At 58.5% G+C, this 14,193-nt stretch carries 16 protein-coding genes; 8 read left to right on the forward strand and 8 right to left on the reverse strand.

The window, feature by feature from the left end; genetic code table 11:
- Window positions 1-9: 9 nt before the first annotated feature.
- The 7 genes from sdhD to GOW60_RS14210 form a co-directional block, all read right to left on the reverse strand.
- The gene (sdhD, locus tag GOW60_RS14180; protein WP_117870336.1) at window positions 10-381 is read right to left on the reverse strand and encodes a succinate dehydrogenase, hydrophobic membrane anchor protein; all 372 of its coding nucleotides are present in this window, start codon (window positions 379-381) and stop codon (window positions 10-12) included.
- Window positions 382-394: 13 nt separating this feature from the next.
- Window positions 395-781 carry a succinate dehydrogenase, cytochrome b556 subunit gene (sdhC, locus tag GOW60_RS14185; protein WP_171229778.1) on the reverse strand — a complete coding sequence of 129 codons (387 nt, stop codon included), beginning with the start codon at window positions 779-781 and terminating at the stop codon, window positions 395-397.
- 214 nt (window positions 782-995) lie between these two features.
- Window positions 996-1,658, reverse strand: coding sequence for a DUF1194 domain-containing protein (locus tag GOW60_RS14190; protein WP_171229779.1), 663 nt, complete (start codon window positions 1,656-1,658; stop codon window positions 996-998).
- 54 nt (window positions 1,659-1,712) lie between these two features.
- Window positions 1,713-2,741, reverse strand: coding sequence for a MaoC family dehydratase (locus GOW60_RS14195; protein WP_171229780.1), 1,029 nt, complete (start codon window positions 2,739-2,741; stop codon window positions 1,713-1,715).
- Window positions 2,741-2,947, reverse strand: a complete 207-nt coding sequence (locus GOW60_RS14200; RefSeq protein ID WP_152456835.1) for a DUF1737 domain-containing protein — start codon at window positions 2,945-2,947, stop codon at window positions 2,741-2,743. Before GOW60_RS14200 ends, GOW60_RS14195 begins: the two co-directional genes overlap by 1 nt.
- Before the next feature lie 12 nt (window positions 2,948-2,959).
- Window positions 2,960-3,514: an NnrU family protein gene (locus tag GOW60_RS14205; protein ID WP_171229781.1), complete on the reverse strand. Its 555-nt coding sequence runs from the start codon at window positions 3,512-3,514 to the stop codon at window positions 2,960-2,962.
- A 6-nt stretch (window positions 3,515-3,520) separates the two neighbouring features.
- A complete protein-coding gene (locus GOW60_RS14210) occupies window positions 3,521-4,378 on the reverse strand; it encodes a CoA ester lyase (RefSeq protein ID WP_171229782.1) in 858 nt (285 codons plus the stop codon).
- Window positions 4,379-4,549: 171 nt separating this feature from the next.
- Here GOW60_RS14210 and GOW60_RS14215 point away from each other — a divergent pair, with 171 nt between their 5' ends.
- Window positions 4,550-4,855 carry a hypothetical protein gene (locus tag GOW60_RS14215; protein WP_171229783.1) on the forward strand — a complete coding sequence of 102 codons (306 nt, stop codon included), beginning with the start codon at window positions 4,550-4,552 and terminating at the stop codon, window positions 4,853-4,855.
- On the opposite strand, the gene GOW60_RS14220 is transcribed toward GOW60_RS14215, so the two are convergent.
- On the reverse strand, window positions 4,856-5,611 hold the full coding sequence (locus GOW60_RS14220) for a sulfite exporter TauE/SafE family protein (RefSeq protein WP_171229784.1): 756 nt from the start codon (window positions 5,609-5,611) through the stop codon (window positions 4,856-4,858). It abuts the gene before it with no gap.
- Window positions 5,612-5,778: 167 nt separating this feature from the next.
- Between GOW60_RS14220 and mdh the strand changes: the two genes are divergently transcribed.
- The 7 genes from mdh (at window position 5,779) to GOW60_RS14255 (ending at window position 14,192) form a co-directional block, all read left to right on the forward strand.
- On the forward strand, window positions 5,779-6,741 hold the full coding sequence (gene mdh / locus GOW60_RS14225) for a malate dehydrogenase (protein WP_117870353.1): 963 nt from the start codon (window positions 5,779-5,781) through the stop codon (window positions 6,739-6,741).
- A 309-nt stretch (window positions 6,742-7,050) separates the two neighbouring features.
- Entirely contained in the window at window positions 7,051-8,244 is a 1,194-nt protein-coding gene (sucC, locus tag GOW60_RS14230; RefSeq protein WP_152456830.1) for an ADP-forming succinate--CoA ligase subunit beta, read from the forward strand.
- 97 nt (window positions 8,245-8,341) lie between these two features.
- Window positions 8,342-9,169: a glycosyltransferase family 25 protein gene (locus tag GOW60_RS14235; protein ID WP_171229785.1), complete on the forward strand. Its 828-nt coding sequence runs from the start codon at window positions 8,342-8,344 to the stop codon at window positions 9,167-9,169.
- Between the two features lie 13 nt (window positions 9,170-9,182).
- Complete coding sequence (gene sucD, locus GOW60_RS14240) at window positions 9,183-10,064, forward strand: succinate--CoA ligase subunit alpha (RefSeq protein ID WP_152456828.1); 882 nt, start codon at window positions 9,183-9,185, stop codon at window positions 10,062-10,064.
- A gap of 71 nt (window positions 10,065-10,135) precedes the next feature.
- Entirely contained in the window at window positions 10,136-10,699 is a 564-nt protein-coding gene (locus tag GOW60_RS14245; RefSeq protein ID WP_171229786.1) for a DUF805 domain-containing protein, read from the forward strand.
- Complete coding sequence (locus GOW60_RS14250) at window positions 10,696-11,238, forward strand: DUF805 domain-containing protein (protein WP_171229787.1); 543 nt, start codon at window positions 10,696-10,698, stop codon at window positions 11,236-11,238. Before GOW60_RS14245 ends, GOW60_RS14250 begins: the two co-directional genes overlap by 4 nt.
- The gene (locus tag GOW60_RS14255; protein ID WP_171229788.1) at window positions 11,235-14,192 is read left to right on the forward strand and encodes a 2-oxoglutarate dehydrogenase E1 component; all 2,958 of its coding nucleotides are present in this window, start codon (window positions 11,235-11,237) and stop codon (window positions 14,190-14,192) included. Before GOW60_RS14250 ends, GOW60_RS14255 begins: the two co-directional genes overlap by 4 nt.
- Window position 14,193 lies beyond the last annotated feature (1 nt).

Genomic DNA, 14,193 nt, shown 5'->3' on the forward strand with positions numbered 1-14,193 from the left:
CTCCGGGAATTAAAGGGCAATGCGCGCGATGGCGAAGATGCCGGCCGCGGCCGCACCGTAGGACAGGCAGGTCACCAGAATGATCAGGACCTTCTCAAGCGTGCCGTGAACATAGTCCTCAAGCATCACCTGCGCACCGTCTGCGAAGTGTTTGAAGCCAACCGCCAGCGTCAGTGCTGCCACGATGGCCGGGAAGGGCCGCGAGTAGTATTCAAGTACCACGTCAAACGGCTGACCCAGAACCGGGCCGAAGGTGAAAACAAACAAAGGCACAAGGATCAGCAGAGCCACCGAGCTGACTTTCATCGCCCAGAAATGGGCTGTGCCGGATTTCGCCGAGCCAAGGCCAGCGGCGCGTTTGCGGTCGGTCAGATAACGCATGTCAGGCCTCCAATCACGCGACGATGACAAGGGTCAGAAGGGTCAGCACGACCGATCCGATGACAACGGCCCAACCCAGCTTTGTCGCTGTGGGAAGGTCCAGCCCAATCGCATTGTCCCAGATCAGGTGCCGTACACCGGCCAGCGTGTGATACCAAAGACCCCAAACGGACAGAGCCATCACCAGATCGCCAAGTACCGAAGTAATCGCTCCGTTCGCAACGGCGAAGGCCTCGGGCGACGTTGCTGCGGCCAGAAACCACCAGACGATCAGCAGCGCCGCCAGCAGTAGCGCGTTTCCGGTGATGCGTGTCAGGATGGATGTGACCGACGTCAGCTGTGGACGATAGATCGACAGGTGCGGCGAAAGTGGGCGGTTGCCCCGATTTACATCGGCCATGGCGGCTCCTTTTCGGTTGGCTACCGAACGTTTTACTGTTTTTTGCGACACTGTCACGTGCTGCGGGTGCAAAAACCACTAAATTCAGCGCAATTTGACGGATTATTCCGGTATGTGATCACACAAAATATTGTCGTGATCACATTTAACATTCCTCTTCATCAATGTTAGCGATTTCAAGACCAAAGGCATGTGATCACGAATCTCCTGACTGTCATTTCAGGCCCGCCGTTTGCTGCGTCACTTCGCGCAGCAGTTTCTTGCGAATTCGTTCGGGGTAGTCCGCGAAACCCGAGGCCGAAACGACAAAAGCGCCTTCGCCCACGATGACATTCTCGAAGAAATAGGCCGTCAGGTCCGGTTCACTTTCTTCGATGGCCAACGCATTGACGACGATGCCGCGGTTGCGCAAAGCCGCGTGAACTTGCGTCGGTTCGACGCCTTCATTGGAAACGCCGTCCCCCGACAGATCGATCAGTCGCCGTTTGCAGTCGGAAACGGGCTCAAATGCGTCCAGCGTCGTGTGCAGCGCCTCGCCAATCGCGGTCGAGAAGTTCCGCCAGATGCGTGGATCTGCGGCAACCTGATCTGCAAAACGATCCAGCGCCGCGAAACTGTCGACACGGGTCCAGGGGATCGTGATCTGCTGGCGCGATGACCCGGTCCATTGCACCAACATCAACTGCGCCTGACCACGAACCAATGCCTCGGACACGATCGGGTCGCGCAGACCAGCGGCCAGCCCGTCCATCTGGATACGAAACTCGCTGGCGTCGACCGAGCCGGACACATCAACCGCCAGGGCCAGCGCCAGATCGCAGGCCCGAGCCGCCGGCGCCAGACAAACGCTGGTCAATATCGCGCGCAGAATATGCATGGTGCAAGCCTAGCACGGCTTGCACGCGAATGGCTCACATTACCGTCAGCAGGCCTATTGCGGCATGAGCGCCCAATAGTCGAGGTCCAGAAGCACATCCGGCAAATACCGGCCCTCGTCATTCTTCAACTCGAACGGATCACCACCCTTTGTCGCCACCAGACGCAGGCGGATCGCACCCACGCCGGGAACACCGGTTTCTGCCTTATCCAGAACTTCGGACCAGGCCTTGATCGTGTCGCCCGCGAAACACGGGTTGGCATGCGCGCCGCCATTCAGGCCGACAATCATCTGCGCGTTCGCAAGCCCATTGAACGACAATGTCCGCGCCATCGAGATCACGTGCCCGCCATAGATCAACCTGCCTTCCGGGCGGAACGTCAGGTCGAAATGCACCTTGGCGGTGTTCTGCCACAATCGCGTGGCCAGCATGTGTTCGGCCTCTTCCACGGTGACGCCGTCCACGTGGTCGATTTTCTCTCCGATTTCATAATCGCCCCAACGATGCGCTTCACCGGCCAAAGCGAAATCGTAATTCGAGAAATCCAGACCTTCGGGCACGATCAGATCCTGGGGCGTCAAGGCCTTCTTCAATTCTGGAACAACCGTTTCGGGCGCTGGCGCATTCACGTCTGCCTTGCGCACCATCACCCAACGGACATATTCGATGACGACTTCGCCCAATTGGTTCAATCCACGGGTGCGGACCCAGACGACACCTGTTTTCCCGTTGGAATTCTGTTTGACGCCAATAACCTCGGATACAGATCGCAGGGTATCACCGGCGTAGACGGGTTTCAGCCAACGGCCTTCGCCATAGCCAAGATTGGCAACCGCGTTCAACGAGACATCCGGAACCGTTTTGCCGAACACCAGATGAAACGCCGCCAGATCATCAAGCGGACTTTCCGGCAAACCGCAATCCCGGGCAAATTCGTCCGAGGAATACAGCGCGTGACGCGCGGGATAAAGCGCGTGATACAAACCGCGTTCGCCCTCGGTCACTGTGCGCGGCACGGCGTGTTGCAACACCTGCCCTACGGAATAATCCTCGAAAAATCGGCCCGGATTTGTTTTTACCATTACTGCTGTCCCAGTTTCATGTCGGGGGAATAGTCGGCTTCGACCTCTTTGGTCACAGCCTGCGCACACCGCATTACATTGTTGGCTGAGTCGAAGGCATAGGACGGGTCGCCGTACAGCTCCCATCCCTTTGCCAGCGCATCTGACACCTTGTGGCAGAAGGCTGACGTGTCTTCTTCGGTCAACAAACGATAGAGTTTCGCCATGGGATCAGGTCCTCATGAGCCAAACGGAGACGGACCGACCAGACCGTGGATATATCCGATAATCCCCAGCAGCACGATCGACGCCACAAAGAACATCGCATCCTTGCCATAGGTTCCCGGTTCACCGGGCGTCCAGTCGGGTTCGGCCTTGTTGATCACAACAACTTCGACCACGGCCCATGCCAGAAGACCGCCGAACAGGATGATCGAGGCCAGATCTCCGTTCACCAGCAAATGCGCAAAGGCCCACAGCTTGAATCCACCCAGCATCGGATGGCGAAGCTTGTTCAGCACCCGGCCTTTGGTGCCCGCGGGGCTCATCATGAAGATCGCGATCAGAACCAACAGATTATTGACGTGAATCAGAAAGGTCGGCGGCGCCCAGACATAGATGAAGTCGGTCATGCGATAGCCGAACACCATCAACAGGATCGACGCGACCAGCGCCAGGGCAACTGCCCCCTTGCCCCCGTCGCCCATCGCGGCGCGGCGTTCAGGCGCCACGCGTTTGAACAGATGCGCGGCCCACCACAGCGCCACGCCCAAGATCAGAAGAACAAAGCCCATGCTGGCTTACCCCGCTTGCAAAGCTGAAATCGCCTCTGCTTTTGCCAGAATTTCACGGGCCGTTGCAACGTGCAGGTTTTCAACGATCTTGCCATCCACGACGGCAACACCCTGCCCTTGCGCTTCGGTCTCTTCGAATGCCGAAATTTGGCGGCGGGCCAGATCGATCTCGTCATCCGATGGTGCGAAGGCCGTGTTGGCCACATCGACCTGGGCCGGATGGATCAGAGTTTTGCCATCAAAGCCCATGTCGCGGCCCTGCGCACACTCGGCTGCCAGACCCTCGGCATCCTTGAATGCGTTGTACACGCCATCGATGATGATCAGCCCTTCGGCCTTGGCGGCCAAAAGGCACAGACCCAGCGAAGTCATCATCGGCAGGCGATCGGGACGAAAGCGGGTTTGAAGCTCTTTGGCCAGATCGTTTGTGCCCATCACGAACCCGGCCATCAGCGGATGCGCGCCGATCTCGGCAGCGTTCAGCATTCCGCGCGGCGTTTCCATCATGGCCCAGATCGGCAATTCTCCGGTGATCGCCGCCAGAGCATCCACGTCAGCCGCCGAATTCACCTTGGGCAACAGGACAATATCGGCATCCATGTCGCGCACCGCCTCGGCATCGGCACGCCCCCATTCGGTGTCCAGCCCATTGATCCGGACGATCTTGACCCGCGCACCATAGCCCCCAGCGGCCAAGGCCCCTTTCAGCGTTTCGCGAGCGTTTTCTTTTTCGTCCGCTGCAACTGCATCTTCCAGATCGAAGATGATCGCATCCACAGGCAAAGAACGGGCCTTGTCCAGGGCCCGGTCCCTCGAGCCAGGAATGTAGAGAACCGAACGATAGGGGCGCAGACGAGGATCCATGGACCACTCCCATTGAAATAAAGTTGCGCGGAATGGGACATTTTTTGCAGGAAAGTTCAAGCACAAAATCGCCGCACCGCAGCAAACCCGACGCAACGTGCGTTCCCTTAACCGGATTTCGTCCCTTGCCACCCACCCTGATCGGCAGTTGGAATCAAAAAGGGGTACGGGATGCGAAAGACGGTGTTCAAGATGACGATGGGGCTTGGGATCATGGTCCTGGCCGCGCAACATGTGCATGCTCAGGGTCAAAACTGTGCGCCCAGAGAAGCTGTACTGGAACGGTTGCACGAGGCCTATGGTGAAACGCGCAGGGGGTTGGGACTGGCCCGGAAAGGCGCCGTCATGGAGCTTTTTGCCTCGGACGAAACCGGCAGCTGGACGATCACGGTGACGTTGCCCAACGGGATCACCTGCCTTGTGGCTTCGGGTCAGGCTTTTGAAGAGGTGGCCGAGGCGCTGCCACCCAATGCCTGATCAAGTAAGCGCGTCCCAGATCAGCTTGCTGCCGGTGAGCGTCAGCAGCACATAGGCAAGCCCGAAGAACAGGCGTTCGGACAACATGAAATGTGCCCGGACGCCCAGCCATGCCCCCAGGATCGCAAAGGGTGTCAGCAGCAAATCCGCCCATAACGTCTGCCATGTGAACATACCCAGATACGCATAAGGTATGAATTTCGCGATATTGATCACCCAGAAAACCAGTACCGTACTGGCTTGAAATTCCGTTTTCGTCAGGCGTTGCGACAATAGATAGACCGCTGCCGGGGGGCCACCGGCATGGCTGACGAAACTTGTGAAACCCGCGACCAGCCCGGCAAACAAACCGGAAGACGGCGGCAGTCGCCTGGCAAACCCGCGCACCCACCCTTTCGACTGCGCGATGTGCCAGATTACGAACCCGACCGAGATGCCACCAATCAGCAGACGCAACAGATCATCATCTGTTGCACGATAAAGCCACGCACCCATCGCCACACCGGGCACGGCGCCAAGGATCAGCAGACGGGAATCCGGCCAGCTCCACCGCCTCCAATAGGGACCCAAAGTGGCCACGTCGATCACCATCAAGATCGGCAGCATCAGGGCCAAAGCCTGCCCGGGCGTCAGGATCAAGGCCAGAATCGACGACGAGGCAAAGGCCACGCCGGAACCGAAACCGCCCTTTGAAATACCGGCAAAGATCACGGCAGGGATCGCCACGGCAAAAAACATCAAGTTCAATTCGAACATGTGACAGTCCCGGTTTTGGCTTGTCTCAAAGGCCGTTTAGCGCAATCAAAGCAGGGCCTGCAAACAGTATGCGGTTGTATGCCACGTCGCAGAACTCTTGCCTATTGACGTTTTAACGACTAGCACGACCGCGATTTCAATACCGACCGGATATGGAGAAATTCCAAATGGCCAGACCCAAGATTGCGCTGATCGGCGCGGGGAACATCGGTGGCACGCTCGCACATCTCGCAGCTGTCAAAGAACTGGGTGACGTTGTCCTGTTTGACATCGCAGACGGGCTGCCTCAGGGCAAGGCGCTCGACATCGCTGAATCCGGCCCTTCGGAAGGGTTCGACGCCTCGATGAAAGGCACCAGCGACTATGCCGATATCGCTGGCGCGGATGTTTGCATCGTGACCGCAGGCGTGGCCCGCAAACCGGGCATGAGCCGCGATGATCTGCTGGGCATCAACCTGAAAGTCATGAAGTCGGTCGGTGAAGGCATCGCAGCCCACGCACCCGATGCGTTCGTGATCTGCATCACCAACCCGCTGGACGCGATGGTCTGGGCCTTGCGCGAATTCTCGGGCCTGCCGCACAACAAGGTCTGCGGCATGGCAGGGGTGCTTGACTCGGCGCGCTTTGCACACTTCCTGTCGGAAGAGTTCAACGTCTCGATGCGCGACGTCACCGCCTTCGTTCTGGGCGGCCACGGCGACACCATGGTGCCGTCGGTCCGTTACTCGACCGTTGCCGGTATTCCGCTGCCTGATCTGGTCGAGATGGGCTGGACCACGCAAGAGAAACTGGACGCCATCGTGCAGCGCACCCGTGACGGCGGCGCCGAAATCGTTGGCCTGCTGAAAACCGGTTCGGCCTATTACGCGCCTGCAACATCGGCGATCGAAATGGCCGAAGCCTATCTGAAAGACCAGAAACGCGTTCTGCCCTGCGCGGCATACTGCAACGGCGAACTGGGTGTAGACGGGCTCTATGTCGGTGTTCCGACCGTCATCGGCGCTGGCGGCGTCGAGCGTATCGTTGACATCAAGCTGAACGAAGACGAGCAGGCAGGGTTCGACAACTCGGTGAACGCCGTGAAGGGTTTGATCGACGCGTGCAAGGGCATCGACAGCTCGCTGGCATAAAACAACCCTGAACTTCGAATAACAGACCGGCCCGTTTCAGGGCCGGTTTTCTTTTGGTCCGCGCATGTCCCGGTCGCAAATGTTGGCGCAAACGCCGCAAATCCCTTTTTTCGAATGTGATTTTCTGACGCTGCGCAGTTTTTTCGAATCGTTTTGCCACATCAGAAATTTTGTGATCACACCCTAAAATCCCGTGATCACAAATGTTGAAAATCTTCGCTAAAAACCCATCGAGCATCAAAAAACCCTTTAAACTTGCCCGCTAGACACCCCTATAACGATTAAACGCAGTCAGACGGGACAGTTTCGATGAACATTCACGAATATCAGGCCAAAGCCCTCCTTCGCAGCTATGGCGCACCGGTGTCCGATGGTCGCGCCGTGTTGCGCGCCGAAGAAGCCAAAACCGCAGCAGGTGAGCTGGACGGCCCGCTTTGGGTTGTCAAAGCACAGATCCACGCAGGTGGTCGCGGCAAGGGTTCGTTCAAAGAGGCCGACGCCGGTGAAAAAGGCGGTGTTCGTCTGACCAAATCGGTTGAAGAAGCCGCCGAAGAAGCCAAAAAGATGCTGGGCCGTACTCTGGTCACGCATCAGACCGGTCCGGCAGGCAAGCAGGTCAACCGCATCTATATCGAAGCAGGCTCGGGCATCGAGCGCGAACTGTACCTGGCCCTGCTGGTAGATCGTCAAACCAGCCGCATTTCTTTCGTCTGTTCGACCGAGGGCGGCATGGACATCGAAGAGGTGGCCGCCGCAACGCCCGAGAAAATCCTGTCCTTCTCGGTCGATCCGGCCACCGGTTACATGCCGTATCACGGTCGCCGCATCGCCTTCTCGCTGGGTCTGGAAGGCCCGCAAGTCAAGCAATGCGTCAAACTGATGGGTCAGCTCTATCAAGCCTTCGTCGAGAAGGACATGGAGATGCTGGAGATCAACCCGCTGATCGTTTCCGACAGCGGCGATCTCAAGGTGCTGGACGCCAAGGTCGGCTTTGACGGCAACGCGGTCTACCGCCACCCGGATATTGCCGAACTGCGCGACACGACCGAGGAAGACCCCAAGGAACTGGAAGCGTCGAAATACGACCTGAACTACATCGCGCTGGATGGTGAGATTGGCTGTATGGTCAACGGTGCCGGTCTGGCGATGGCGACGATGGATATCATCAAGCTTTATGGTGCCGAGCCTGCCAACTTCCTCGACGTGGGTGGCGGCGCCACCAAAGAGAAGGTGACCGAAGCGTTCAAGATCATCACCAGCGATCCACAGGTCAAAGGCATTCTGGTCAACATCTTCGGCGGCATCATGCGCTGTGACGTCATCGCCGAGGGCGTTGTCGCCGCGGTGAAAGAGGTCGGCCTGAAAGTGCCGCTGGTCGTGCGTCTGGAAGGCACGAATGTCGAGAAAGGCAAAGAGATCATCAACACCTCTGGCCTGGACGTGATCGCGGCGGACAACCTGAAAGACGGTGCTGAGAAGATCGTGAAAGCGGTCAAGGGTTAATCTTGTTCAAATGGGGCTGGCCTCGGGCCCGCCCCATCGCGGCTAAAACCAAGCTGAAAAGCATTGCCGCGCAAGGCCGAAAGAAGCAATCGATCTGATGACCATCCCAATCTTCCTCATAGGTCTTGAACGCGCCACAGGGCGGGCGCGTTTGATGGAGCAGGAGCTGCAAAAGGCAGGCCTGTCGGCGACGCGCGTTAATGCCGTTGATTGCGACGCCGCCACCCGTGAGGATTTCCTGCGCGACTGTCGGGCCGAGGGGCCGTGGGGCTATTTCCACACCAAGGACATGGCCTGCACCCTCAGCCATGCCAAAGCATGGGAGGTGCTGATCGCCTCGGGCGCGGAACAGGCGTTGATCCTTGAGGATGATGTGTTTCTTACACCGGAATTGGCCGACTGGTTGAATGATGCATCATGGTGGCCCGCAGATGCCGATATCGTCCGGTTCGAACGCTGGCGCAGCACGAAGCTTTACGTGGCACTTGGACGCAAGCGGTTGTCCCATTTGGGGCGGGAACTGCGCCTGATGCGCTCGCGCCATCCCGGTGGTGCAGCTTATGCGCTGACACGCGAAGCGGCCCGGCACTTCCTGGCCCAGAAACCCTTTGACATTACGCTGGATGGTTTGTTGTTCAACCCTTCCGCCTCGCCGGCGGCGCGCCAGATCAACATCTATCAGGTGATCCCGGCCATGGTCGAACAGGGCAACGAAGCGCCCGGCGAATACAATATGGGTGCGCCGCGCGCGCGGCCAACAGGCTGGCCCCTGATCCGGCAAAAAGTAAGGCGTGGCATCGCTGAAATCAGCAGCGGCCTGCGCACGACGGCCAACCTGGCCCTGGGACGTGCCACGCTCGAGAAAATTACCTATGCGCCGCAGGTTCTGCCGGCGACTGAACCCAATCAATCCAACACCGCCTAGAGAAAGGGACAAAATGGCAGTCCTCATCGACGAAAACACCAAAGTGATCTGTCAGGGCTTTACCGGCTCGCAGGGTACATTCCACAGCGAACAGGCCATTGCCTATGGCACCAAGATGGTCGGCGGCGTCACCCCCGGCAAAGGCGGGATGGAGCATCTGGGCCTGCCCGTGTTCAACTCGGTCCACGAGGCCAAGCACGTGACCGAAGCCAATGCCAGCGTGATCTATGTGCCGCCGCCGTTTGCTGCGGATTCGATCCTCGAAGCGATTGATGCCGAGATGGAAGTGATCGTCTGCATCACCGAAGGCATCCCGGTGCTGGACATGATGAAGGTGAAGCGCGCGCTGGAAGGCAGCAAATCCCGCCTGATCGGCCCGAACTGCCCCGGTGTGATTACACCCGACGCCTGCAAGATCGGCATCATGCCCGGCCATATCCACAAGCGCGGCTCGGTCGGCGTTGTGTCCCGCTCGGGCACTCTGACTTATGAGGCCGTCAAGCAAACCACCGATGTGGGTCTGGGCCAGTCCACCTGCGTGGGTATCGGCGGCGACCCGATCAAAGGCACCGAGCATATCGACGTGCTGGAATGGTTCCTGGCCGATGACGAGACCGAGTCGATCATCATGATCGGTGAGATCGGTGGCTCGGCCGAGGAAGAAGCCGCGCAGTTCCTGGCGGATGAGGCCAAGAAGGGCCGCAAGAAGCCGACCGCCGGTTTCATCGCAGGCCGCACAGCCCCTCCGGGCCGCCGTATGGGCCACGCAGGCGCGATTGTCGCCGGTGGCAAAGGCGGCGCCGAAGACAAGATCGAAGCCATGCGCTCGGCCGGTATCGTCGTGGCCGAAAGCCCCGCCCAGCTGGGTGAGGCTGTGCTGGAAGCGATTGGGTAAGCTGTGATTGCCCATAGCGCATATGTGCTGAGGGCAGCGCCCGACCGCGGGTGGGTGCAAAGCGCCCGCCCATGGGGGCGGTCGGGCGCTGCCCGGCGGTGTCGCCGGGCGTGTGGGTATTGATGGGACCAATGCAGGCCATATCGACCGGATTTCGGAAAACCTTTGTTTGTTCCGGCAGAGCCACACGCTCAGAATTCTGGTGGTTTGCACCGGTCGCGCTTGTCTTGCCGATCGTAACAGCAACACAGCTTAAATGGCAGAAAGCCGAGATTCGGGGCACCTGGCAACTGTTTGTCGTTATGGTAGCCTGTGTCCCTCTGCTATCGGCCATGAGCCGCCGGTTGCAAGATACTGGTGAGGAGGGTCGTCAGGCATTCTATCCATTCATGCCTTTAATTATTCTCTGGTTAGGTTATCAGGTGACATACTGGCTTGGGTTAGTCCTGCTAGCCAGTAGCGGTTTCGGCATCCTCTTTCTCGGGTTGTTCGTCATCGTGCTTATCGCCGCAGCGCTCCTTATTGGATTTATCACAAGCGCACTGGTTGCATCCAACGTTCTTGGCATGATTCTTGTAGCATCAGATCCGCAAAGCAATCGCTTCGGAGCGCCCGAGGGAGGAGTGACACCATGACCTTCTCTGACGCGATCCGCACCTGTTTCTCCAAGTTTTTCACCTTTTCGGGTCGTGCCTCGCGGCCCGAGTACTGGTTCTTTTTCCTGTTCATCGTGATCTGGAACATCATCGCCGGCATCATCGACTGGCAGTTCTTCACTCAGGTCGCGATCACCGAAAGCGATGAGGTGAAATCTGTCACCGCAACGTCCTCGGCTCCGGTGCAGAGCATCGTCGGCCTGATCGTCTTCTTCCCGCATCTGGCCGTTGCGTGGCGGCGGATGCACGATACCGGGCGCAGTGGGCTGTACGCCCTGCTGCCGATCCTGCTGGTCCTTGGGGCCTTTGCCGTCCTGATCTTTGGTATCGGGATCGCCTCGAGTTTTCAGCATGGCGGAACGCTCGACATTTTGTTTACCCGCGCAACATTGCTGATCGTCATCCCGACACTTATCGTTCTGGTGGTGTCGCCCCTCCTGGTGCTGTGGTGGCTGACCCGCCCCAGTCAACCAGGCACCAATCAATACGGTCCCAACCCACATGAGGTAGCCCAATGACCGAACACTCGCCCAATACTGCCTTTCACGCCTCGAGCTTCATGCAGGGGCACAACGCCGAATATCTGGAACAGCTTTATGCGCAGTACACCAAGAACCCCGGTGCGGTAGACGCGGCCTGGGTCGAGTTTTTCAAGGCCATGGGTGACGCCGCGCCTGATGTGCAGCGCGAGGCCGAAGGGCCTTCGTGGGCGCGAACCGACTGGCCGCCCATGCCAGCGGATGATCTGACCGGTGCGTTGACCGGCGAGTGGGCCGAGATTGACGCCAAGGCCGCAGGCAAGAAGATCAAGGAAAAGGCTGCCGACAAAGGTGTCGAAGTCAGCGATGACCAGATCAAACGCGCGGTGCTGGACAGTCTGCGGGCGCTGATGCTGATCCGGGCCTATCGGATCCGGGGCCATCTGGCCGCCAACCTTGACCCCCTTGGCATGCGCGCGGCCAGCAATCATCCGGAACTGGATCCCAAAACCTACGGCTTCACCGATGCCGACATGGATCGCCCGATCTTTATCGACAACGTTCTGGGACTTCAGGTCGCCTCGATGCGGCAGATCGTCGAGATCGTGAAGCGAACCTATTGCGGTACTTTTGCGCTGCAATACATGCATATCTCGAACCCGGAAGAGGCTGCATGGTTGAAAGAGCGGATTGAGGGCTATGGCAAGGAAATCCAGTTCACCAAGGAAGGCCGCAAAGCCATCCTGAACAAGATGGTCGAGGCCGAAGGTTTTGAGAAATTCCTGCACGTCAAGTACATGGGCACCAAGCGCTTTGGTCTCGATGGCGGTGAGGCGCTCATTCCGGCGATGGAGCAGATCATCAAACGTGGTGGCGCGCTCGGGCTCAGCGATATCGTGATCGGGATGCCGCACCGGGGCCGTTTGAACATTCTGGCCAATGTGATGGGCAAACCGTACCGCGCCATTTTCAACGAATTTCAGGGCGGCAGTTTCAAACCCGAAGACGTGGATGGCTCGGGCGACGTGAAATACCATCTGGGTGCTTCCAGCGACCGCGAGTTTGATGGCAACAGCGTGCACCTGTCGCTGACTGCGAACCCGTCGCATCTTGAGGCGGTGAACCCTGTGGTTCTGGGCAAGGTCCGCGCCAAGCAGGATCAGTTGGGCGACACGGACCGCACCAAGGTCATGGCCATTCTGCTGCACGGCGATGCGGCCTTTGCCGGACAGGGCGTCGTGGCCGAAGGCTTTGGCCTGAGCGGTCTGCGCGGGCATCGCACCGGCGGGACAATGCATATCGTGGTGAACAACCAGATCGGCTTTACCACCGCGCCGCATTTCTCACGCTCCAGCCCGTATCCAACGGATATCGCGCTGATGGTCGAGGCGCCGATCTTCCACGTGAACGGGGATGACCCCGAGGCCGTTGTTCATGCAGCCAAGGTGGCCACCGAGTTCCGCCAGAAATTCCACAAGGACGTGGTTCTGGATATCTTCTGCTATCGCCGGTTTGGTCACAACGAGGGCGACGAGCCCATGTTCACCAACCCGATCATGTACAAGAAGATCAAGACGCATAAGACCACGCTTTCTCTGTACACGGAACGCCTGGTCAAGGATGGCCTGATCCCCGAAGGTGAGATCGAGGATATGAAAGCGGCCTTCCAGGCCCATCTGAACGACGAATTCGAGGCCGGTAAGGACTATAAACCCAACAAGGCCGATTGGCTGGATGGGCGCTGGTCGCATCTTGACAAGAACAAAGACGAATACATGCGCGGCGAGACGGCGATTACGCCGGAAACCATGGCCGAAATCGGCGATGCCCTTACCCGCGCACCAAGCGGATTTGCCATGCACAAGACGGTTGGTCGTCTGCTTGAGCACAAGAAACAGATGTTTGAATCCGGTAAAGGCTTTGACTGGGCCACTGGTGAGGCGCTGGCCTTCGGATCCCTGCTGACCGAGGGCTACCCGGTACGCCTTGCAGGTCAGGACGCCACGCGCGGCACCTTCAGCCAACGCCATTCCGGATTCGTTCATCAGGAAACCGAAGAACGGTATTACCCGCTGAACAACATTCGCGCTGGTCAGTCGCATTACGAAGTGATCGACTCGATGCTGTCCGAGTATGCAGTGCTCGGGTTCGAATACGGATACTCGCTGGCCGAACCAAATGCGCTGGTTCTGTGGGAAGCCCAATTCGGGGACTTCGCCAACGGCGCGCAGATCATGTTCGACCAATTCATCAGTTCGGGTGAATCGAAATGGCTGCGGATGTCCGGCCTGGTCTGTCTGCTGCCGCACGGGTTCGAGGGGCAAGGCCCCGAACATTCGTCGGCAAGGCTGGAGCGGTTCCTGCAAATGTGCGGTCAGGACAACTGGATCGTGGCGAACTGCACGACACCTGCGAACTATTTCCACATCCTGCGCCGCCAACTGCACCGGACATTCCGCAAGCCGCTGATCCTGGTGACGCCGAAATCACTGCTGCGCCACAAGCTGGCAGTCAGCACCGCCGAGGATTTCACCACCGGATCCAGCTTCCACCGGGTACTGTGGGATGATGCCCAGAAGGGCAATTCCGACACCAAGCTGGTGGCGGATGACAAGATCAAACGCGTGGTGATGTGTTCCGGTAAAGTCTATTTCGACCTGCTGGAGGAACGCGATGCTCGCGGCATCGACGACATTTATCTGATGCGGATCGAACAGTTCTATCCTTTCCCGGCGCATTCTCTGATCAACGAGCTTGAACGGTTCAAGAATGCCGAAATGGTCTGGTGTCAGGAAGAGCCCAAAAACCAAGGTGCGTGGACCTTTATTGAACCCAATATCGAATGGGTTCTGTCCCGGATCGGCGCGAAACATACCCGTCCGGCTTATGTCGGTCGCGCAACCTCGGCCTCGCCCGCGACGGGCCTGGCCAGCCAACACAAAGCCCAACAAGAAGCGCTGGTTAACGAAGCGCTGAGCCTCGAAGGAAAATAAG

The sequence above is a fragment of the Ruegeria sp. HKCCA4008 genome (assembly GCF_013033125.1).
Classification (GTDB): Bacteria; Pseudomonadota; Alphaproteobacteria; order Rhodobacterales; family Rhodobacteraceae; genus Ruegeria.